Source organism: Paenibacillus lignilyticus (genome assembly GCF_017942085.1).
GTDB classification, from domain to species: domain Bacteria; phylum Bacillota; class Bacilli; order Paenibacillales; family Paenibacillaceae; genus Paenibacillus_Z; species Paenibacillus_Z lignilyticus.
This window is the reverse complement of record NZ_JAGKSP010000001.1, coordinates 983618-1004709: the sequence shown is the minus strand read 5'-3', so window position 1 is coordinate 1004709 and position 21092 is coordinate 983618. Positions and strand designations below refer to the sequence as shown.

Annotated in this window: 18 protein-coding genes; 15 read left to right on the top strand and 3 right to left on the bottom strand. The window is 53.3% G+C overall.

Annotated elements, in window-relative coordinates; translation table 11 throughout:
• The first annotated feature begins 20 nt into the window (after positions 1-20).
• The 3 genes from I8J30_RS04315 (at position 21) to I8J30_RS04305 (ending at position 4289) form a co-directional block, all read left to right on the top strand.
• Positions 21-1634 carry a glycoside hydrolase family 3 protein gene (locus I8J30_RS04315; RefSeq protein ID WP_210655677.1) on the top strand — a complete coding sequence of 538 codons (1614 nt, stop codon included), beginning with the start codon at positions 21-23 and terminating at the stop codon, positions 1632-1634.
• 375 nt (positions 1635-2009) lie between these two features.
• A complete protein-coding gene (locus tag I8J30_RS04310) occupies positions 2010-3302 on the top strand; it encodes a phytoene desaturase family protein (protein ID WP_210655675.1) in 1293 nt (430 codons plus the stop codon).
• A gap of 18 nt (positions 3303-3320) precedes the next feature.
• Positions 3321-4289 (top strand): RNA polymerase sigma-70 factor, encoded by a 969-nt coding sequence (locus tag I8J30_RS04305; protein ID WP_210655673.1) that lies wholly within the window; start codon positions 3321-3323, stop codon positions 4287-4289.
• A 20-nt stretch (positions 4290-4309) separates the two neighbouring features.
• Here the strand turns inward: I8J30_RS04305 and I8J30_RS04300 are convergent, their stop codons facing one another.
• The 3 genes from I8J30_RS04300 to I8J30_RS04290 form a co-directional block, all read right to left on the bottom strand.
• Positions 4310-5173: an ABC transporter permease gene (locus I8J30_RS04300; RefSeq protein ID WP_210655671.1), complete on the bottom strand. Its 864-nt coding sequence runs from the start codon at positions 5171-5173 to the stop codon at positions 4310-4312.
• A gap of 8 nt (positions 5174-5181) precedes the next feature.
• Positions 5182-5958: an ABC transporter ATP-binding protein gene (locus I8J30_RS04295; RefSeq protein ID WP_256256086.1), complete on the bottom strand. Its 777-nt coding sequence runs from the start codon at positions 5956-5958 to the stop codon at positions 5182-5184.
• 71 nt (positions 5959-6029) lie between these two features.
• Complete coding sequence (locus I8J30_RS04290; protein WP_210656089.1) at positions 6030-7022, bottom strand: ABC transporter substrate-binding protein; 993 nt, start codon at positions 7020-7022, stop codon at positions 6030-6032.
• A 218-nt stretch (positions 7023-7240) separates the two neighbouring features.
• On the opposite strand from I8J30_RS04290, the gene I8J30_RS04285 reads away from it, so the two are divergent.
• The 12 genes from I8J30_RS04285 to I8J30_RS04225 all read left to right on the top strand — a co-directional run bounded on the left by I8J30_RS04285 (position 7241) and on the right by I8J30_RS04225 (position 20976).
• Positions 7241-8863, top strand: a complete 1623-nt coding sequence (locus I8J30_RS04285) for a stalk domain-containing protein (protein WP_210655669.1) — start codon at positions 7241-7243, stop codon at positions 8861-8863.
• 305 nt (positions 8864-9168) lie between these two features.
• Positions 9169-9969, top strand: coding sequence for an aminoglycoside phosphotransferase family protein (locus tag I8J30_RS04275; RefSeq protein ID WP_210655665.1), 801 nt, complete (start codon positions 9169-9171; stop codon positions 9967-9969).
• 8 nt (positions 9970-9977) lie between these two features.
• Entirely contained in the window at positions 9978-10394 is a 417-nt protein-coding gene (locus I8J30_RS04270) for a hypothetical protein (RefSeq protein WP_210655663.1), read from the top strand.
• Complete coding sequence (locus tag I8J30_RS04265) at positions 10391-10774, top strand: hypothetical protein (protein ID WP_210655661.1); 384 nt, start codon at positions 10391-10393, stop codon at positions 10772-10774. Before I8J30_RS04270 ends, I8J30_RS04265 begins: the two co-directional genes overlap by 4 nt.
• Positions 10775-10989: 215 nt before the next feature.
• Positions 10990-12558: a hypothetical protein gene (locus I8J30_RS04260; protein ID WP_210655659.1), complete on the top strand. Its 1569-nt coding sequence runs from the start codon at positions 10990-10992 to the stop codon at positions 12556-12558.
• 167 nt (positions 12559-12725) lie between these two features.
• Positions 12726-14591, top strand: a complete 1866-nt coding sequence (gene iolD / locus I8J30_RS04255; RefSeq protein ID WP_210655657.1) for a 3D-(3,5/4)-trihydroxycyclohexane-1,2-dione acylhydrolase (decyclizing) — start codon at positions 12726-12728, stop codon at positions 14589-14591.
• An 18-nt stretch (positions 14592-14609) separates the two neighbouring features.
• Positions 14610-15518, top strand: a complete 909-nt coding sequence (gene iolE / locus I8J30_RS04250; RefSeq protein ID WP_210655655.1) for a myo-inosose-2 dehydratase — start codon at positions 14610-14612, stop codon at positions 15516-15518.
• A gap of 8 nt (positions 15519-15526) precedes the next feature.
• A complete protein-coding gene (gene iolC / locus I8J30_RS04245; RefSeq protein ID WP_210655653.1) occupies positions 15527-16537 on the top strand; it encodes a 5-dehydro-2-deoxygluconokinase in 1011 nt (336 codons plus the stop codon).
• A gap of 42 nt (positions 16538-16579) precedes the next feature.
• Positions 16580-18025: a CoA-acylating methylmalonate-semialdehyde dehydrogenase gene (locus tag I8J30_RS04240; protein WP_210655651.1), complete on the top strand. Its 1446-nt coding sequence runs from the start codon at positions 16580-16582 to the stop codon at positions 18023-18025.
• Between the two features lie 18 nt (positions 18026-18043).
• Entirely contained in the window at positions 18044-19087 is a 1044-nt protein-coding gene (gene iolG, locus I8J30_RS04235) for an inositol 2-dehydrogenase (RefSeq protein WP_210655649.1), read from the top strand.
• Positions 19088-19104: 17 nt separating this feature from the next.
• A complete protein-coding gene (iolB, locus tag I8J30_RS04230) occupies positions 19105-19923 on the top strand; it encodes a 5-deoxy-glucuronate isomerase (protein WP_210655647.1) in 819 nt (272 codons plus the stop codon).
• Positions 19924-19959: 36 nt separating this feature from the next.
• The gene (locus I8J30_RS04225) at positions 19960-20976 is read left to right on the top strand and encodes a LacI family DNA-binding transcriptional regulator (RefSeq protein ID WP_210655645.1); all 1017 of its coding nucleotides are present in this window, start codon (positions 19960-19962) and stop codon (positions 20974-20976) included.
• The last annotated feature ends 116 nt before the right edge of the window (positions 20977-21092 follow it).

The following is a 21092-nucleotide window of genomic DNA, read 5'->3' as shown; positions in this document are numbered from 1 at the left end:
GGGAGAGGTGCGTTCGAGTCATGGGAGAGCAAGTACAAGCAGGTTGGAGACAATTTAGTTTGCGGGAGAAAATCGGGCAGCTCTTTGTGTTTGGGTTCCATGGACATGAACCGTCTGCGGAGATTGAAGCGCTAATTGAAGACTACGGTGTCGGCGGCATCATCTATTTCACACGGAATATCGTGGATGCGAAACAGGTGCATGCGCTGTCCGCAGGTTTAATGGCTTCGGCAAAACGTTCGGGGAGATCGCCGATGTTTATTGCGGTGGATCAGGAAGGCGGCATGGTGTCGCGCCTTGTGAAAGGCGTTACGCTGATGCCGGGGAACATGGCCCTTGGCGCGGCAGGATCTGCCGGCGGCGTGTTCGAATCGGCGGCGATGTGCGGCGAGCAGCTTCGCGCGCTCGGCATTAATTTGAACTATGCGCCTTGCATCGACGTGAACAATAACCCGGACAATCCGGTTATTAACGTTCGCTCGTACAGCGACCGGCCGGAGGTTGTCGGTGAGCTTGGTTTGGCGGCCGTGCGCGGCTATCAGCGCTCGCGCGTGTCGGCGACAGTGAAGCATTTTCCGGGACATGGCGATACAAGCGTCGATTCGCACCGGGATTTGCCTGTATTGACGCATGATCGCGAGCGGCTGGATGCGATTGAGCTGGTGCCGTTCAAGATGGCTGCCGGCGTGACGGACATGATTATGACGGCACATGTGTGTTTGCCTGCACTTGACCCGTCCGGCGTGCCTTCGACATTGTCGCAGCCCGTATTGACGGGGTTGCTGCGCGGCGAGCTGGGGTATGAAGGCGTCATCGTGACGGACTGCTTGGAGATGAATGCCATCGACAAGTTCTATGGCCCGGCGCGCGGCGCGGTTATGGCGCTGCAGGCAGGCGCGGATATGGTGTTGATTTGCCACACGGCTTCGAAGCAGCGTGCGGCCATTGAAGCGGTAGTTGCCGCGGTGGAGAGCGGCGAGCTGACCGAAGCGCGCATCGATGCTTCGCTGGCGCGCATCATGCGCTTGAAGGAGAAGCGCGCCGTTGGCGAGGCGCTTGCGCCATGGGCGGAGGTCGAGCCGACGCTGGATACGCCGGACCAACAGGCGGCTGCCCGCCACTGGAGCGAGGCTTCGGCGACGCTTGTGAAGAACGAGCGCGGCTTGCTGCCGCTTAGGCGCGAAGCGAAGACGCTCGTGCTCTGGCCCGAGATCGTGACCGTGTCGGAAGCGGATGAGCTGCTCACCGACGACGGTACACTCGGGGGCCGACTCGCGGCGCGCATGCCGCATGTTACGGAGCGGCGCGTAGGCGATGCCGATGCGCTGCATGATCTTGCGGCGTTCGAGCAGATCGTGTTCGTGAGCTACGACGCGGCGAAGCACGCGAATGAACGCGAACTCGCGGCGCGGCTGCTCGCGGAAGCGGGAGATCGCACGGTTGCGGTATCTGTCCGCAACCCGCTCGATCTGCTCGTGTACCCGGACGTATCGGCGTTCCTCGCCGTATACGAATGCCGTCCACTCGCGCTGGAATCCGCCGCGGGTGCGCTGCTTGGCGAGTTCACGCCAACAGGCCGTCTGCCGCTGAACCTGTCGGCGGAGTACCCGTTCGGCTGGCGCTGGGGCGAGTAGAGATGATAGAGTTGCACGGGCCATGGGCTTGTGCAGCTCTTTTTTTGTGCGTTGCTGAGGAGCAACGCTCTGTCGGAATAGTAGCCAAAGGAGAGAAAGAGTGGCTCTGGGAGCAACACATTGGTGGGAAAAGTAGCCAATGGAGAGAAAGAGTGGCTCTCTGAGCAACACATTGGCGGGAAAAAGCCGAATCCGGTGAAAGAGCGGCTCTGGGAGTAACACATCATCGGCAAAGTAGCCAAACGAGAGAAAGAGAGGTAACAGGTACCGTACAAGTGCGGGAAAGCGGCGAAAAAACTTTTTTCACCACATCTGTCACAAATCATCCTCCTGGCCCGCCTTAACTTATGAAAGCAAACAGGGAGGGTGACGCTAATGAAAACAAACTATGATACAGCCGTGATTGGCGGGGGCTTGGCCGGTTTAATTGCAGCGATAAAGGTGGCGCAGAGCGGCCGCTCTGTCGTACTGCTGGAGAAGTCGAGCCGACTCGGAGGCCGAGCGATGACGAACCACAACAACGGCGTCTATCTCAATTTAGGCGGACATGCGCTATATAAGGCAGGCCGTGCGAATAGTGTTCTGCAGGAGCTTGGGATTCGAGTCGAAGGCGGCAAGCCGTCCACCCAAATGAATGTGATCTGGAACAAACAGCTCGTCCCCATGGGAGCTGATCCGATCGGCATGCTGAAGACGAAGCTGCTCACCTGGTCGAGCAAGATGCAGCTGATGCGTCTGATGGTCAAATTATCGCGGTTAAACGCCGATACCATTCCTGCATCGAGCATCCGGGAATGGGCGGAGCGCGAGGTGCAAGATCCGATGGTCAGGCATGTTTTCTATGCGCTGTGCAGGACAGCGACGTATGCTTTTGATCCGGATCACCAGCTTGCCGGACCGGCACTGGGTCAAATTCAGCGCTCGCTCAAGGGTGTAATCTACTTGCATAAAGGCTGGCAGACGATCGTGGATCAACTGCGATCCAAAGCGCAGCAGATCGGTGTGCACATCGAATCGGGCAAGTCGGTAAAGGAAATCACTCATAAGGGAAACAAGGTTACAGGGCTCGAACTTGGGGATGGCACATCGATTTCCGTTACGAATGTGATCAGTACAGCTTCCCCATCGGAAACGTATAAGCTTGTACCCGGTGCCGAAGCGACGGTATTAAAACAGTGGAAGACAGAAGCTGTAGCTTCTATGGCTGCCTGCTTGGACATTGGACTGAAGAAGCTGCCGGTCAAAGAGCATGAATTTGCGCTTGGCCTCGATCAGCCGATCTTCTTCTCCAATCATTCGGCGCATGCCACGATGAGCGATAACGGTGCGGTTGTGGTCCATTTGATTAAATATAACGGTCCCGGTGAGAGCGATCCGAAGGCGGATGAGCAGCAGCTGCTGCAAACCATGAACTGGCTGCAGCCGGGCTGGGAGAACGAAGTGCTCGCAAAGCAGTTTCTGCCTAATATTACGGTAACGCAAGGTTATCCGCATACCGGGCAGAAGTCCAAGAACATCGGGCCGAACGTTCCCGGAATTCAAGGCTTATATGTGGCAGGAGACTGGGCCGGCCATGGCGAATTGCTTGCTGACGCATCGGTCGCAAGCGCCGTCAGGGCAGCGGAAGCTATCGCGAAGCATTCACCGAGCTTGGCTGCTGCAAGGTAACAACTTGGAGGTGGGGACATGAACACGGAATCTAGCCAAGGAGCGTCGTCGACGGAGGAGGAATATCTCTCTTATCGGCCTCTCCTGTTTTCATTAGCTTACCGCATGTTGGGCAGCGTGATGGATGCGGAGGATGTGGTGCAGGAGGCTTTTCTGTACATGAGCACGAAGAAGCCGGAGCATGTTAGCAGCATGAAGGCTTACTTGTGCAAAATCGTCACGAACCGCTGCATCGATCTGCTCCGTTCGTCTCGCAAGCAGCGGGAGATCTATGTAGGGTCGTGGCTGCCGGAGCCGCTTGTCCGAGAAGCATCGCAATCATCCGCAGAACCCGATGACCGTTATCTGCAGAAGGAGTCGATATCTACCGCCTACTTGCTCCTGCTGCAGCAGCTGTCTTGGGTGGAACGTGCCGTATTTCTGCTGCGCGAGGTGCTGCAGTACGAGTACGACGAGATTGCGGAGATCGTGGGCAAGAGCAGCACGAATTGCCGCCAAATTTTCCGCAGAGCCAAGCTGGCAATCAGTCGTATACCGGAGCAGGACGATGCGTTGAAGTCATCCCTGCAAGTGTCTCCAATCGAGCAGCAGCAGTCACTGCCACCGGTCGTCGAGAGAACTTCGACGATCGTGGAACAGTTCGTGCAAGCCATCATGTCCGGTAATATGGGGCAATTGCTCAGCGTTGTGCGAGCGGATGCGGTTCTCTACTCGGATGGCGGCGGCAAGGTGAAAGCGGCGATTCGTCCGATTATGGGCGCCGAGCGCATCGCGGCATATTTCTTCGGGCTGCTTGCCAAGCTGCCGCAGGATTATACCTACGTCTTATCCGAGGTGAACGGAGAAACCGGCATTGTCGGATACGATGGGGATGGACAGCCGAACAACGTGCATTCCTTTGAGATTATAGATGGCCAAATCTCAACGTTTTATATTGTCGTCAACCCCGACAAGCTCAGACACATCGCTCAGGCGAATGACCGATAGCCCGGAAGTGCCCTATCCGTTCACCGTCTTCTCTTACTGATTCTAGACTCAATTGCCGCTACAAGCTGGTACATGAACGTTGCGAAGGCCGCAATGATGAATAGGCTCGCTAGGACGAGCGTAAAGTTAAACACTTGAAAGCCATAAATGATCAAGTAGCCCAGCCCTTCCTTCGCTACCAGGAATTCGCCAACGATAACCCCGACCCAAGCCAAGCCGACATTCACCTTAAGCGTCGACACGATAGCGGGGAAGGAAGCGGGCAAAATCACTTTGCTGTACGATTGCGTTTTTGTCGCGCCGAATACTTTTACTACCTTCACATAATTGGCATCAACCTCATGAAAGGCGTTGTAGATGACGAGCGTGGTGATGATGACGGTAATAGAGAGTATAGTCGCGATAATGGAAAGTATGCCGGAGCCTAACGCGACGATGAACAGAGGTCCGAGCGCTACCTTAGGCAAGGAGTTCAGCACGACAAGATACGGATCAAGCACGCGTGCCAGAAAAGGGCTCCACCAAATGATCGTTGCAATCAGCAACCCGCATAGCGTACCCAGTGCAAAACCTGCCGCGGTTTCCGCTACCGTAACACCGATATGAGGCAGCAGCGAGCCATCCATTGCTTTTGTATACAGCAGATTGAAGATCTTGCTTGGATAACTGAACAGGAAGACGTCGATCAACCGCGCTCTCCCCGCATACTCCCAGGAGCCGAGGAAGAGGGCAAGCAGCAATACCTGAGTGATATGAACAATCAGTTTCTCTTTATTTCTTGCCCGTTTGAACGCCTTATAGATGAGCTGCGGATCGACAGTGCTCCGCGGTTCTTTGTTTTGTCCGATTTCAGACGGTTCGTTCCCCAACTTGTCGTTCCCCATAGGTGTCTTCATCTCCTTCTCTCCGTCGATTCGAACTCCTTCCGGACGATTCGAAACCACTCCTGAAACCCGTCTTGCTCTCGCGCGGCAATCGGCGTCATATCCGCCAGATACGCGGGGATGGTTATTTCGCTCTTGATCCGGCCCGGATTAGGCGCAAGCACAATCACTCTGTCGCTCATCGCGATGGCCTCGGCGATATCATGGGTAACGAGCAGCGAGGTTTTGCGGCGGGCTTTAAGTGTGTGGGAGATTAAGTTCTCGAGCTGCAGCTTGGTTTGAAAATCAAGCGACGAGAACGGCTCATCCAGGAACAAAATATCCGGTTCGGTGGCCAGTGTACGCGCAAGCGCTGCCCGCTGCCGCATGCCGCCTGACAGCTCACCGGGATATTTGGCCGCAGACTGGCCAAGTCCCAGCTCTTCCAACAGATGAAGCGCGAACTCTTTCTTCTCGCGTGTGAGCTTGCCCATGATTTCCAGACCGATCGTCACATTCTCGCGAATGGACCGCCACGGAAACAGAAAATCCTGCTGCAGCATATAGCCGATCTTCGACGTCGGGCCGGTAACGGGTTGGCCGAGTATCGAAACTTCTCCTTCGGTTGGCGGAATTAAGCCTGCGATGATGGATAACAGCGTCGTTTTGCCGCAGCCGCTTGGACCGACGAGGGATACGAATTCACCGCTCCTGACCGATAACGCAATCTGATCCAGGGCAAGCGTTGCCCCTTTCTCATTGACGTACACATGCGTAACATCCTTTACTTCCACGACAGGAATCACAGCGTTCACCCCTTCCATACGCTTGAAGAGGCCGCACGCAGGCGGCCCAATTCAAGTCCATCAAGTGCTCGTTACTTCACATTCTCTATCGCTTGTTCCGCGAACGTATTGTTGACCAGCTTCGCGTAATCTGCCGGGCCATCCAGCTCGCCGGCTGATTTCATTACATCCTGCAAGTTCGCCCACTCGGTTTCGTCAATGACCGGATCTGTTGCAAAAGAGCCTTGATCTTTGTACCGTTTCACAACGCCGCGGATCAGCTCGATGTCCGTGTCCGGGAAGAATGGCGCAACCGCATCGGCGATTTCATTTACACTATGCTCTTGCACCCATTTTTGCCCTTTGTGGACCGCATTCGTAAACTTCTGTACCGTACCCGGATTGTCATCGATATAGCTTTGTTTGGTCATGAACACGGTATAAGGCAGATGGCCGCTCTCCGTGCCGAATGACGCTACGACATACCCTTTGCCTTGCTGCTCGATCATAGTTGCCGATGGCTCGAAGAGCTGTACGTAATCGCCCGTGCCCGAAGTGAAGGCAGGAACGATGTTGGCAAACTCGACATTTTGAATGAGCTCGAGGTCTTGCTGTGGATCGATGCCGTGTTTCTTGAGCGTAAACTCGCCGGCCATTTGCGGCATGCCGCCTTTGCGCTGTCCAAGGAATTTGGATCCCTTCAGCATATTCCAATCGAAATTGTCGACTTTGGCGCGGGATATAAGGAAGGTACCGTCGGTTTGCGTTAATTGAGCGAAGTTAATGACCGGATCTTCGGAGCCTTGAAGCGAGACATAAATGGAGGTTTCCGATCCAACCAATGCCACATCAATGTTGTTGCTAAGCAGCGCGGTCATCGTTTTATCTCCGCCCGGCGTAGTGGTCAATTCTACGTCCAGACCTTCTTCTTTGAAAAAACCGTTCGTAATCGCGACATACTGCGGTGCATAGAAAATAGAACGCGTTACTTCGCCGATTCGAACCTTGGTCGGTTCCGACTTTTTCCCGCCGCAGCCCGCCAGCAGAAGCGCTAAGCTGATGACGATGAACGAAAGTCTCATCATACTTCTTTTCAAGTAAACCCCTCCATAGACTTTCTGCAATTCATGCCTGGGGGCAGCCTGTCGTGCAGAAAAAAATAAGTATGTTCACATGGTATGCGGGCGCCCAGAATCGGTGCTAATAATTGGGATTGATTGGATGTTTTATGGAAGGGATTGGACGGTTACTGTCGAATTATGGGATACGGGTTGTGATTATGTTTAAGGGGATGAATGGATAAATGAGAAGTCAGAATCAAGCCGGAAGAGTATCGGTGGTCGCGATGGTGTTGGCCGCGCTATTCCTTCTGGCAGCCGTAATACAATCGCCGGCCAGCGCAGCGGCAGCTCCGGCAGCCAAGAAGAATGCAGCGCCGCCTATTATGGTGGTCATTGACGGGAAGCCGCTTACTCCAACAACAGCCGCGCCGCAAATGTACAAAGGCAATTTATTGCTGCCGATGAAATGGATCTTTGACGGTCTGGGCGTCAAAGCGGTGGTACAGCAGGGAAGCATTGAAATGACGCGGGGATTGACCAAATGGAGCGCGCGCGTGAACGACACGATGCTCCAAACAGCCAACCAGAACATCCGCCTAAGCCAAGCGCCGGTTATCATAAACGGACGTGTTTACGTTTCGGCAAGACTGGTTTCGATTGTGAGCGGGAAAAACGTAACCTACGATGCAAAGCAGCAGCAGGTAGTCATCGGGTATAGCGAGGCCGATTTGAAAATCTACCAGCGCACGCTGTTCGAAGCCGCAATGAGCGGCGATGCAGCGACGATCAGGCGGATGCTGGATCGAGGCGTCGACCCGAACCTGAAGCTGATTAACATGTTCGGGAATATTGTTCCGATCGAATATACGGTGATGAAGAGCAGTACGGAGGGGACGCGAGCGTTGCTGGAGTATGGCGCGGATGTCAAGCTGTCGTCGAGGGATTTGGTTTCGGAGGCGATATTGAATCAAAATGCCGAACTGTTGGACCTGCTATTGTCGCAAGGTTATGACGTGAATAAAACGAACCGAGATGGCTGGACCTATCTGGAATCCGCTTCAGGCGTAATTGGCCGCTCCAGCAATGGGAGCATGTATGTCAATCAATATCCGAAAGCGGAAATCGTTCAGACGCTTCTCGCACATGGCGCTGATCCGGGACTCGACAGCTCCCTGTATACAGCTGTTCAGTGGTCCAGCTACCCGATTGTTCAGCTGCTGCTCAAGGCAGGCGCCGATCCTTACAAGAAAAATCGGTTTCAAGATACCCCATACAGCATGGCTGTCTCTCGCGGCACGACCAAATGGTTAACGGTTCAGGATAAACAGCCGGTTATTCCGGAGCTTCATATCAAGGATGCACAGGGCGTTCCGGTTGAGAGCGGCACAATCTTTATTCAGTCTGCAGAAGGCAGATATGACCTGGATCGCTGGGTGAACTGGGAAGGACTCACAGCCTATGTGGAAATACCTGATGGGCTCTATAACATTGTGAGCGTTCGTACTTATCGCACGACAAATGTACTGAACAAGCCGATTCGTGTGCAGAACGGCCGGTTTGAGAACGAGACGCTGCAGCTGCAGAAGCCTAATGTGACCGGCACCGCTCTATTCGAGAACGCAACCGTCAATCGGTCAGGCCAGGTGAACATCTTTAATGACCGCAACAGTTATATCTGCGACGTCGTTCTGAACAATGGGAAGTTCGAGCTTTACCTGCCGCCCGGAACGTACAGCTTCGGCCAGTATTTTGAATTTACCGGCAACACCTATTCAGCCAAAGGAACAATAACCGTTCCCGCGGAGGGTTCGACTACAGCTACTGTCACTGTGTCTGCGAGCAAGTACGTCTATCAGCAGAACTAGTTCATCATCCTATCGAAAATGAGGCTGTCTATGAAAATATTCGCGGTGAGGCACGGTCAAACCGAATGGAATGTGGAGCGGCGCATCTGCAAGCGTACTACGGCTTTCACACCGGCAATTGTGAGCTTAGATCATACGAAGTGAAATCGAGCGAAATTTAGCTGAATACTAGCAAAATGAGCCGCATTACGCAAAGAGAGACACTCTTATGCCGATGCGGCTATTTCTTTGGGAGAATTTTAACAACATTGCCCTATGAAATGGGATACAATACCAATTACAATGCCTTAGTGAGGTGCCGCAATATGAAAGCTGGCAAACTGATTGGGAGAGGCCATACAGCGGATGTGTATGAATGGGGCGAGCATGAGGTGATTAAGATCTTTCACCATGCCCATGAAGCACCGAATGAAGCTAAGAATGCAGAGATTATTTCTCGGTTGGCTATACGGACACCGCGTTTCGGAGGACTTATTGAGCATGAAGGCCGCACCGGCATCGTATATGAGCGAATCAATGCTCCTTCCATGCTGAGCAGGATCGAACCCAATCGTGAGAGCATTACTCATTATGCGAAATTGATGGCGGAGCTTCAATTTCAGCTTCATGAACTGAAGGTTGATTTTACCCCGAATCTGAAGCAAGAGATGATCAAACATACGCTGGCTGCCCCGGGGATTAACGATCGCCAGAAGGAACTGATTATGGCAGTCATTCAGCAATTGCCGGACGGACAAGCACTGTGTCACTACGATTTTCACCCGGGTAACATTCTTATGGCAGCGGATGGGCCTGTCATTATCGACTGGATGAATGTTCTAATCGGCAATCAAGCTGCGGATGTGAGCCGAACCTCGATGATGTTGGATTCGCATGCTTTACCACCGGATGCGCCTAGCTGGCTGCAGGATGGCCGGAAGCTTTTTCACGATGTATATCTGGATGTTTACATAGATTTAAGCGGTGTTAAGAAAGCTGAGCTGGAGGCATGGATGCTGCCTACATTAGCCGTACGCATCCATGAAATGAAAGGCAAGGAACAGGAAGAAATCTTTGAACGATTGCAAGCAGCATGGAAGAACACATTCGACCAAGAGAGGGGCTGAATATTATATTGCGGCCGCGTTATCTCGTATTTCCCATTCTTGTACTCATCGGAGGACTGTGTTGGTATTTCAACTCACCTAAATCCGCGGAGGAATCCATCATCAAACTGTCAGGCGATATCCAAACCATCTATTATGACGATTTGAACGATGGCGTTGTCAAGCATAACTGGATCGAGTTGCAGACCAAGGATCAGCAAGAGCTGATGGATATTTTGGAAAGCGTATCCTACTATCGCAGGTTAGGTTCAACCAATATACGAAATGATGGAAAAGCGCTGGTGCTCACCATCGTGACGAAGGATAAGCGTAATGTCCAAATCGATATTAATGAACACGGTTACGTCGTTCGGGATAATAAGAAATATCAAGCGAATTCATTGCTTTATGATCGTTTATATGATTGGTTAGGAGAAGCAGCATGACGGCAAAGAAGCTTACGGTGCTAATAGGATTGATGTGCATGATGGGATGTTCATCCCCCAAGCTTGTTCAGCCCGATTCTCCGGAAAATGTGGCTATGCTCGTGAAGCAAGCGATCGATCATCAGAATTTGCAGCAATTGAATTTGTACTTTACGGATGCTTTGAAGGGAAGCCTTTCCATGGGTGATTGGGGTCAATTAAAGGCCATCTCAGCGACCGGAGCCGAGCTCCGAACCTATAGCTATCTAAGGATGGAGGATGAGATTCTATTGCTGGATATCGTGAAAGACCCTGATTCGGACATGTATAAGGTGCAAGATATCATTCAAGTACCGGAAGCGAGCAAGGCGATGTTTGATCAAACGCTGGTTTCGGAATAAATAGGGATTGATATATAGAGTGATGCTGGTTGAGCAAGGCAGCCGGTATCACTCTATTCTTGTGCCCAAACAATAAAAAAGTGTAAATTCTAAAAATAGTTGTTCCAATATTCGAAAATGATGGTAAATTAGAAATATACGTTTCTGGTATCGATACCAGAAACGAAACAGACAACATGATACGATGATGACTTACTACGACCGCGGAGGTAGAAATGGACCATTCTATGTTTAACGGAAGTATCAGCCGGGATGTTCTGGAAGGTTATCTGTCCAGGGCGGTTACGGCGGCAGACTTGGTCAACAGTACTACGGTAGACGATGACTTGAGGATGATCAAGAACATCGGGGCTAAGTTTCTGGGACGCGCATCCGGCGTTTGGCTGCTGGAAGCGGATGACGGCGAGCATTTCCGCAAGTCCGCGACGCTGGCGGAACGGGTACATGAAGTCGACCCGGACATTATGCTGCAAACTTGCATTTTCGAAGCGGTTTTCGAAGGCGTAGAGAAGATTAAGATTCCGGAATGGGTGTTCACAGCCTTCCAATTACCGGCTGAGAACCGCAATTTCCGTTTCGCCGATATGCTGTTTGACGGCAAGCCGAAAGGCTTTGTCTGGGACGATAACGGCGGCATTCCCAATATGAATAAGCCGGAGACGCAGTTCTGGTTCTATTATCGGGCGGTAAACTATATCAATGCCGGCTATGAAGCCATTCATATGGGGCAGATTCACCTCTATACCGCAGAAGACATCGGGCTCAAGAAGACGGTTTCTTTATTCCAAAAGATACGGGACTATGCGAGAGAACATGCAAGACGAGGCATTGTGCTGCTTGACGCGCATACGCACGGCGTGAATATTGACGGCCGGCTGCTCTTCGATATTCATTCCATGCCCTATTCGCGGATGCCGCTCCTCGATAGAACGGGCGACAAGCTCGCGCTGGTACAAGAGGGTTTTAGCGAAGGCGGCGTCACGCCGAGCGGCTGGAGCTGCGATTCTTTACCGATGCTGATGGAGCTCGATAATTGGGGCGGCAAATTCTTCGATGAGCAGGATAACATCCCATTTGAACGCCGAGCATGGAAGGAATGGTGGGGGTACGACCAGATTGCCTGGTTTGCATCGCAGGATGAAGAAAGCCGCAATCAATTTCTTGAATACGCCTTCAAATGGACGGCCGTAAACAATGCCAACGCTTATCTGCAGATGCCGATTCGAAGAACGTTGGGCAGCTATCACCGTCCACTGCCAACCGGCGGCGAGGGAGAAGCGCGTTCAAACTGCTACCAGGCGAATCGAGCAAGCGAAGGCTGTCCACTTGGATTCGGACAAGAAGATAAGATCAGATCGCTGTGGCAATCCGAACAGGATCTTAGGCAGAGAGCAGGCAATCCGCTGCCGAACACCTCCTTCGGGGCAGATGACAGCTACGATCCCGAGACAGGAATCAAACTTCCGGCCCGTGTCATCTTATACGGAAGCTTCCAGCATCATGTCGGCGCATTCAATAATGACTCCAACAGCGAAATAACGCGGATGTATTACAGCGGCAATGGCATCTATCGACGGAGCTTTGTTATGCCGTTCAAGGGTTCCTACACCTATGCCGTTGCACCATACGGAACGTTATCTCAGACGTATTCGATTGACGAATATCCGCGGAGCGGGTCGTCGACGAAAGCGACAATGGACATTGAACGAGATAATACGGTCATAGAATTTGTTTTTGATTTCATGAAGCGGAGCCTCACGGTTAAAGTGATCGAAGGATTGTAACCGGCCCGCAATGGCAGGATTCTCCAAAAATAGTTATTGAGATTATCAATCATTTTTCGTAAAATAAGTTAAGCGCTTAATCTACTGTGGAATAGTAAGAAGAGCGTTATTTTTATGCCACAAGGTATAGCGCTTAACCTTATTTAACTAAGGAGGAGTAAAGCATAATGAACACGGTTCGGCTTACGATGGCGCAAGCGCTTCTGCGATTTCTGGATCAGCAATATATCTCGGTAGACGGCGAGGAAACGAAGTTTGTTAAGGGCGTAATGGGCATCTTCGGTCATGGCAATGTGACCGGGATCGGTGAAGCTTTGGAGCATAGCGCAGGTGAGCTTGTCTACATACAAGGAAAGAATGAACAGGGCATGGTTCATGCCGCAGCCGCATTCGCGAAGCAAAGCAATCGCAAGCAGATTTATGCCTGTACGTCCTCAATCGGACCGGGTGCTTTGAATATGATTACGGCGGCGGCAACGGCAACTGTTAACCGCATCCCGGTGCTGCTGCTGCCGGGCGATAATTTCGCCAGCAGACAGCCGGATCCCGTGCTGCAGCAACTTGAAGTTGTAAGCGATTACACCGTCTCCGCCAATGAACCTTTCAAATCGGTCAGCAAGTACTGGGATCGAATCGTACGGCCGGAGCAATTGATGACGGCTGCCGTGCAGGCGATGCGCGTATTAACGGATCCGGCAGAGACCGGTGCAGTAACGCTTGCTCTCCCGCAGGATGTGCAGGCGGAAGCCTACGATTATCCGGTTCATTTCTTTGACCGTAAGGTGCATTATTTGGATCGCCGTCCTCCGGTGCCGGATGCGATCAAACGCGCGGTGAAGCTCATGGCAGAGAAGAAGAAGCCTCTGCTTATCGCCGGCGGCGGAGTATTGTACGCCTCCGCTTCGAGTGAGCTTGCGGCATTCGCCGAAGCTTTCCGCATCCCGGTTGCCGAAACACAAGCTGGGAAAAGCGCTATCGCTTGGAACCATCCGCTTAACGTAGGTGCGATCGGGGTCACCGGTGCTTTAGCGGCAAACAAGATCGCACAAGAGGCCGATCTCATCATCGGCATTGGCACGCGGTATTCCGATTTCACGACGGCGTCTAAATCCGCCTTCGGCAATCCGGACGTGCAATTCATCAATGTGAATGTCAGCGGATTCGATTCCTCGAAGCTGAACGGGGTGGCCATTACGGCGGATGCCAAAGAAGGCTTGATCGCGCTGCAAGCTGCACTCGAGGATGTACGCTATCAGAGCGGGCATGATCTGCAGGACATTGGAGCGATTAAGCAAGTGTGGGATGACGAGGTGGATCGCCTTTTTGCCATGGAGCATGAGCTTGGCATAGCACAGACCCGAGCGCTGGGCATAATCCAGGAGACAATCTCATCCGACTCGGTTATTGTATGCGCGGCAGGAAGTCTGCCCGGCGACCTTCACCGGCTTTGGCGTCCGACAGAGCCCAAAACCTATCACATGGAATATGGCTTCTCCTGCATGGGGTATGAGATCGCCGGCGCATTCGGGGTCGCGCTGGCAGAACCGCGTCGCGAGGTCTATGCGATTGTGGGAGACGGCGGCTACTTGATGCTGCATTCCGAGCTGGTGACCAGCCTGCAGGAAGGACGCAAAATCACGGTGCTGCTGTTCGACAACCACGGATTCCAGTGTATCCACAATTTGCAGAAGAGCCAGGGCAGTGACGGCTTCGGGAATGAGTTCCGTTTCCGCTCGGAGGAGACCGGCAAGCTGACGGGTTCGTTCATGCCAATCGACTTCGCGGCACATGCGCGCAGTCTCGGTGCGAAAGCCTACAAGGCGAACAGCGAGCAAGATTTGAAGGAAGCGCTGCGGCTCGCGAAGCAAGAAACGGTGACTACGCTTATCGAGATACCTGTTGTGCCGGGCACCAACACGGGCGGCTACGAGTCCTGGTGGAACGTCGCTGTTCCCGAGGTTTCCGAGAGCGATAACGTTATTAAAGCAGGCAAAGAGATGAATGCCAGAATTAGATCCATCCAACTCCTATAAGAGAGGGGCTATCCGCCTATGAAACAGTTGCCATTCCGATTAGGGATTCATCCGATTAATTGGGTTGGAGAGGATGTGAAAGAGCACGGTGACGATACTTCGTTCGAACGAATCATGGATGACATCGTAGCGCTTGGTTTGACCGGGACTGAGATGGGACGGAAATTCCCGAGCGATCCGCAAGTGCTGAAGAGCGAGCTGTCGCGCAGAGGAATCAGCTTGACGTCGCAGTGGAAGTCGGTGCTCTTCTCCGATCCGGCGTACCGCGAAGCAGAACTGGACGCCTATCGCTCGCATGCGGAGTTTCTGAAGGAAATGGGAAGCACCGTTATTAGCACCTGCGAGGCTGGAGGTTCTTTGCACTTTGATCCGCGGCGTTCTCCAAGCGAGCAAGAGGTGCAGCGTTTAAGCGAGGAACAGTGGAAGTCGCTGGCTGAAGGCTTGAATGCTGCCGGCGCAATCGCCAAGGAATATGGGCTGAAATTGACCTACCACCATCATGGAGGAACGGTTGTAGAGCGGCCGGAAGAGATCGATCGCCTCATGGAGCTGACCGATCCGGAGCTTGTCTACCTGCTCTTCGACACCGGTCATGCCTATTACGGGGGAGCAGATCCGCTGACTGTGCTGCAGAAGCATTACGATCGGATCGCATATGTTCACCTGAAGGATATCAGGCCTCAGATATTGGAGGAAGCAAGAGCCGAACAGGCGGACTTTATCACTTGCATTCGCAAGGGCGTGTTCACCGTGCCCGGTGATGGCTGCATCGATTTTGGACCCATTCTATCTGAACTGGTCAAACGTAATTATAAGGGATGGGCACTGCTGGAAGGGGAACAAGATCCCGCGCTGCATCCGGCCTATGAATATGCACGGAATGCGCTGCTATATATCGATTCTTTGATTTCGGAAGAAAGAAGGTAATCAACGCCATGACCTATGTTTCCTTCAAGGCAGACAGAGCGCATGATTTCACGGCGATTGGGCGGCTCTGCATCGATTTGAACGCGAATGAGATTAATCGTCCGATGGAGCAGACCATGACGTTTACCAAATATGTCGGCGGTTCGCCTGCGAACATTGCAATCGGTATGGCAAGACTAGGACGTCACACGGCGTTTATCGGAAAAATCGCAAATGATCAAATGGGGCGCTTCATTCTCGATTATTTGCAGCGAACCGGCATTGAAACGGAGAACGTCGTGACCGATCGATCCGGTGCGGTGACGGGGCTGGCTTTTACGGAGATTAAGAGCCCTTCGGATTGCAGCATTCTCATGTATCGCGACAACGTGGCTGATCTGCTGCTTGAGGCAGGGGAAGTCAGTGAGGATCTGATCGCCCAATCGAAGCTGCTGTTAATCTCGGGTACGGCGCTTGCGCAGAGTCCTTCGCGAGAAGCGGTGTTCCAAGCGCTGCAGTACGCGAAGAAACACGGAACCGTAATCGCCTTCGATCTGGATTACCGCCCTTATACATGGACCTCCAAGCAGGAGACGGCGGTTTACTATAATTTGGCCGCCGAGTACTGCGATATCATTCTGGGGACGCGCGAGGAGTTCGACATGATGGAGGTGTTCGAGCAAAATCCGGAGCACAGCGACAGCGTGACTGCCTCCAAGTGGTTCGACTATAACGCGAAGATCGTCATTATCAAGCATGGCAAAGAGGGCTCCATCGCCTATACGGCCGACAATAAGAGTCATCGAGCGAAGAGCTTCCCGGCGAAGGTCATCAAAACCTTCGGCGCGGGCGACTCCTATGCTGCTGGTTTCCTGCATGGCATCATGCAGGGCTGGACGCTGGAGCAGTGCATGGAATTCGGCAGCGCGGCAGCCTGCATTGTGATATCGAGCCACAGCTGCTCCGACGCCATGCCAACGGAGAGCCAGGTGCTCCGCTATATCGAAGACTGCAATAACGGCAAAATAACGGCCTCATAGTCGCCGCAGCCGCACTGTTGATTACGAAAGGGGAATTCGAGTATGAGCAAAGTGTTGAACAACTGGATCGGAGGCAATTGGGTCCCATCTGCCTCTGCCGCGCACGAGAACGTGTATAACCCGGCAACGGAGGAAGTGTTGGCGTTGGTTCCGCTCTCGACGAAAGTAGACGTAGACCTGGCCGTTCGAACGGCTAAGGAAGCTTTCGGGGCATGGAGCCGGACCCCGGTACCTCGCCGGGCGCGTATTTTATTCAAATATCAGCAGCTGTTAGTCGACAACTGGGAAGCGCTCGCCCGCCTAGTTACGCTCGAGAACGGCAAAAGCTACAGTGAAGCTTACGGCGAGGTGCAGCGCGGAATCGAATGCGTCGAATTCGCCGCAGGTGCACCGACGCTCATGATGGGCAAGCAATTGCCCGATATAGCATCGAACCTCGAATCCGGTATGTACCGCTATCCGGTTGGGGTGGTTGCCGGCATTACGCCTTTTAACTTCCCGATGATGGTGCCTTGCTGGATGTTCCCGCTCGCCATTGCTTGCGGCAACACGTTTGTCATGAAACCGTCGGAGCGTACGCCGCTTCTGGCGAACCGTCTGGCAGAGCTGTTCAAGGAAGCGGGCTTGCCGGATGGCGTCCTCAATATTGTGCATGGCGCGCATGATGTCGTGAATGGAATTCTGGAGCATCCGGATGTCACAGCCGTGTCGTTTGTCGGCTCCCAGCCGGTAGCTGAATATGTCTACAAAACGGCATCCGCGAACGGGAAGCGGGTTCAAGCGCTTGCCGGAGCGAAGAACCATTCCATCGTTATGCCGGATGCGGATCTGGAGCTGACCGTCAAGGAGATTGTCAATGCGGCCTTCGGTTCCGCCGGCGAGCGCTGCATGGCTTGCTCCGTCGTAGTAGCCGTAGGCGATGTTGCCGATACTCTCGTGAACAAGCTGGTAGAAGCAGCGGATCGCATTACGATCGGAAACGGCATGGAAGAGGGGATTTTCCTCGGCCCCGTTATTCGCGGACCGCATAAAGAACGCACGTTGAAGTACATCGAGCTGGGCGAGAAAGAAGGCGCGCTCTTAGTGCGGGACGGACGCAAGGATGCGGCAACGGCAGGTGAAGGTTATTTTGTTGGACCGACGCTGTTCGATGACGTGCAGTGCGGCATGAAAATTTGGGAAGACGAGATCTTCGCGCCGGTGCTGTCCATCGTACGCGTGCAAACGCTGGACGAAGCCATCGAGGCGGCCAATCGTTCGGACTTCGCCAACGGCGCATGTTTGTTTACGAAGAGCGGCGCCAACGTCCGTCAGTTCCGTGAAACGATCGATGCCGGTATGCTCGGCGTGAATCTCGGCGTACCGGCACCGATGGCATTCTTCCCGTTCTCCGGGTGGAAGAAGTCGTTCTACGGCGACTTGCACGCAAACGGCAGCGACGGCGTAGAGTTCTATACGCGCAAGAAAATGATCACTACCCGCTGGTAAGAGAGGGGGCATAGCGCAATGGAAAAAATCAAAATCGGCATTATCGGAGCCGGCCGAATCGGCAAAATTCATGCCGATAACCTGCTGCAGATGCCGCAAGTGGAAGTCGTCGCAGTGAGCGATTTATTCGCCGGACCTGAGCTGGAGGAATGGGCCTCGCAGCGGAACATCCCGCTTGTGACGAAGGACAGCGGAGCCGTCATTGCCCATCCGGATATCGATGCCGTATTCATCTGCTCCTCGACGGATACGCATGTGCCTCTCATCAAACAAGCTGCACAGGCGGGCAAACATATCTTCTGCGAGAAACCGGTCAGCATGGATATCAGGCAGACTCGGGAAGCCGTTGAGACCGCGAAGCAAGCAGGCGTTAAGCTGCAAATCGGCTTTAACCGGCGTTTCGATCATAACTTCAAGCGGATCAGCGAGCATGTGCAGGGCGGCACGATAGGAACACCGCATATCGTCAAAATCACCTCGCGTGATCCGAACCCGCCGCATAAAGACTACATTCGCGTATCGGGCGGAATTTTCATGGATATGATGATCCATGATTTCGATATGGCGCGTTACGTGAGCGGCAGCGAAATCGATGAAGTGTACGCACATGGCGGCGTGTTAATCGATCCGGTATTCGCCGAATATGGCGACATCGATACGGCGATCGTAACGCTGAAATTCGCGTGCGGGGCGATGGGCGTCATTGATAACAGCCGTCAAGCCGTTTATGGATACGATCAGCGGGTGGAGGTATTCGGCTCGAAAGGTGCGGTAGCCGTAACGAATGATTATCCGAATTCAGCGGAGATCAGTACGGCTGAAGGCGTGTTCCGCGATAAGCCGCTGCACTTCTTCCTGGAGCGGTACCAAGAGGCGTATCGAGCAGAGACGCGGATCTTTATAGCCTGTATCCGGGAAGATCAGCCTGTTCCGGTCAACGGCATCGATGGGCTGCAGGCCGAGCTGGCAGCGCTGGCAGCAAAGTTATCGTTTATGCTGCAGCGTCCCGTAAAAGTCACAGAAGCGATGGAGCTCGCGGAGCAGCATGCGGTCTTTATCTAGGAGGGGGATAGGCGACGATGTCGAATTTAATTATTGCACCGGCTGATCAACCGGATCGCGAAGGTAGTATAATGAACATTACGCCGGAATCGGCAGGCTGGAAGTATGTTGGATTTCAAGTGATCAGGCTGGAAGCAGGTCAAGCCTTCCGCCGCGATACCGGAGATCGGGAAGTATGCCTTGTCCTGCTAAGCGGGAAAGCGGATGTGGCAACTCGGTCGCAAGAATGGCTCGCGATCGGCAGCAGAATGAATATTTTCGAACGAACAGCGCCCTATTCGGTTTATATACCGAATGACGATAAATATGAGATTCGCGCCGTAACGGATTTGGAAGTGGCCATTTGCTCCGCTCCGGGCAATGGCAATTATGAAGCGCGGCTAATAAAGCCGGAGCAGGTCGGCGTGGAAACACGCGGCTATGGGAATTTGGAGCGTCAAATTCACAACATTCTTCCTGAGCAGCAGACGGCTGACAGCCTGCTTGTTGTGGAGGTGTTCACGCCTAACGGACATTGGTCCAGCTATCCGCCGCATAAGCATGACCAAGATGCGCTGCCGGCGGAGTCGCTGCTTGAGGAAACCTATTATTTCCGGATTCAGCAGGAGAGAGGGTTCGCGATTCAGCGCGTGTACACGGACGATCGCTCCTTGGATGAGACGCTGGTCGTCAACGACGGTCAAGCGGTGCTTGTACCGAAAGGCTATCATCCGGTTTCCGCGCCGCCGGGCTATGATTGTTATTATTTGAATGTGATGGCCGGTCCGATTCGCACCTGGAAGTTCCACAACGATCCGGATCATGAATGGATTATGGTTAACCCGAATCGCCGTTAAACGGTAAGCGGTTTAGAAGCAGGAGGAGTTACAAGAGTGAAAGCAACGATTTACGACGTAGCACGAGAAGCCGGGGTTTCCATTGCGGCCGTCTCCCAAGTCATCAACGGGAAAGGGAAAATCAGCGAAGAGCGCCGAGCCTCCATCATCAGCGTCATGGAGCAGCTGAATTATAAGCCGAGCCTCATCGCCTCCGCATTGACCGGCAAGAAAACGTATACGCTGGGGCTGCTCATTCCGGATATCTCCAACCCCTTCTTCGCCGAAATCGCCCGGGCTGTGGAAGACCAGGGAGATGTGCACGGCTACAGCTTGGTGATCTGCAGCACGGATAATAAAGACGAACGGGTCGAACGGTATTTGACTTTGCTTGGCCAGAAGAGTGTGGACGGCATCATTATCGGCACGGGGATGGATAGCGGGGAGCTCTTGGACCTGCTACTTAAGAAGTCCATCCCATTGGCAGTGATCGCGAGGGAGATGCCGGGTCATGATCTGGCTACAGTCGTCGTTGACGATTATGAAGGCGGCCGCATGGCGGCACGTCATCTGCTCGGTCTGGGGCATACCCGAATGGCTGTTCTTGCCGAGCATCGGAAAGTCATCAGCTCGCGGGAGCGGATTCGCGGCTTCCAAGACGAAGTCGTCGAAGCGGGTTTGCAGTTGCCGGAATATATGGTGAAAATGAACGGCCGCGACTTGGTTAACGATGGCAGGCGCAGCGCATCAGAGCTGCTTCGTTATGCGGATCGCCCTACTGCCGTGTTCTGCTGCAACGACCTGCTTGCGATCGGCGCGCTGCAAGCGGCCAAGGAGATGGGGGTTCGCGTTCCGGAAGAACTGTCGATTGTCGGCTTTGACAATACGATATTGGCGACGGTTACGGATCCCCCGTTGACGACGGTATCGCAGCCAACGGAGCAGATGGGACAGCTTGTGGTAGACCTGGTTCTGAGCAAGAATGATGCAGCGAAACCGGGAGAATCCAAGCGTGTCATGCTGAAGCCGGAGCTTGTTGTCCGGCAGTCGACAGGGAAGCCGATTTCCATCTAAGTGATGCGGCTGTCGGTCGGGTGCTTAGTTTAGCGAACATATTCAGTCGTAGCCCCATTCGAGGGGCAAACGTCTTTGTTTTCTGGTATCGGTACCAGAAGTAACAGCACAAGGAG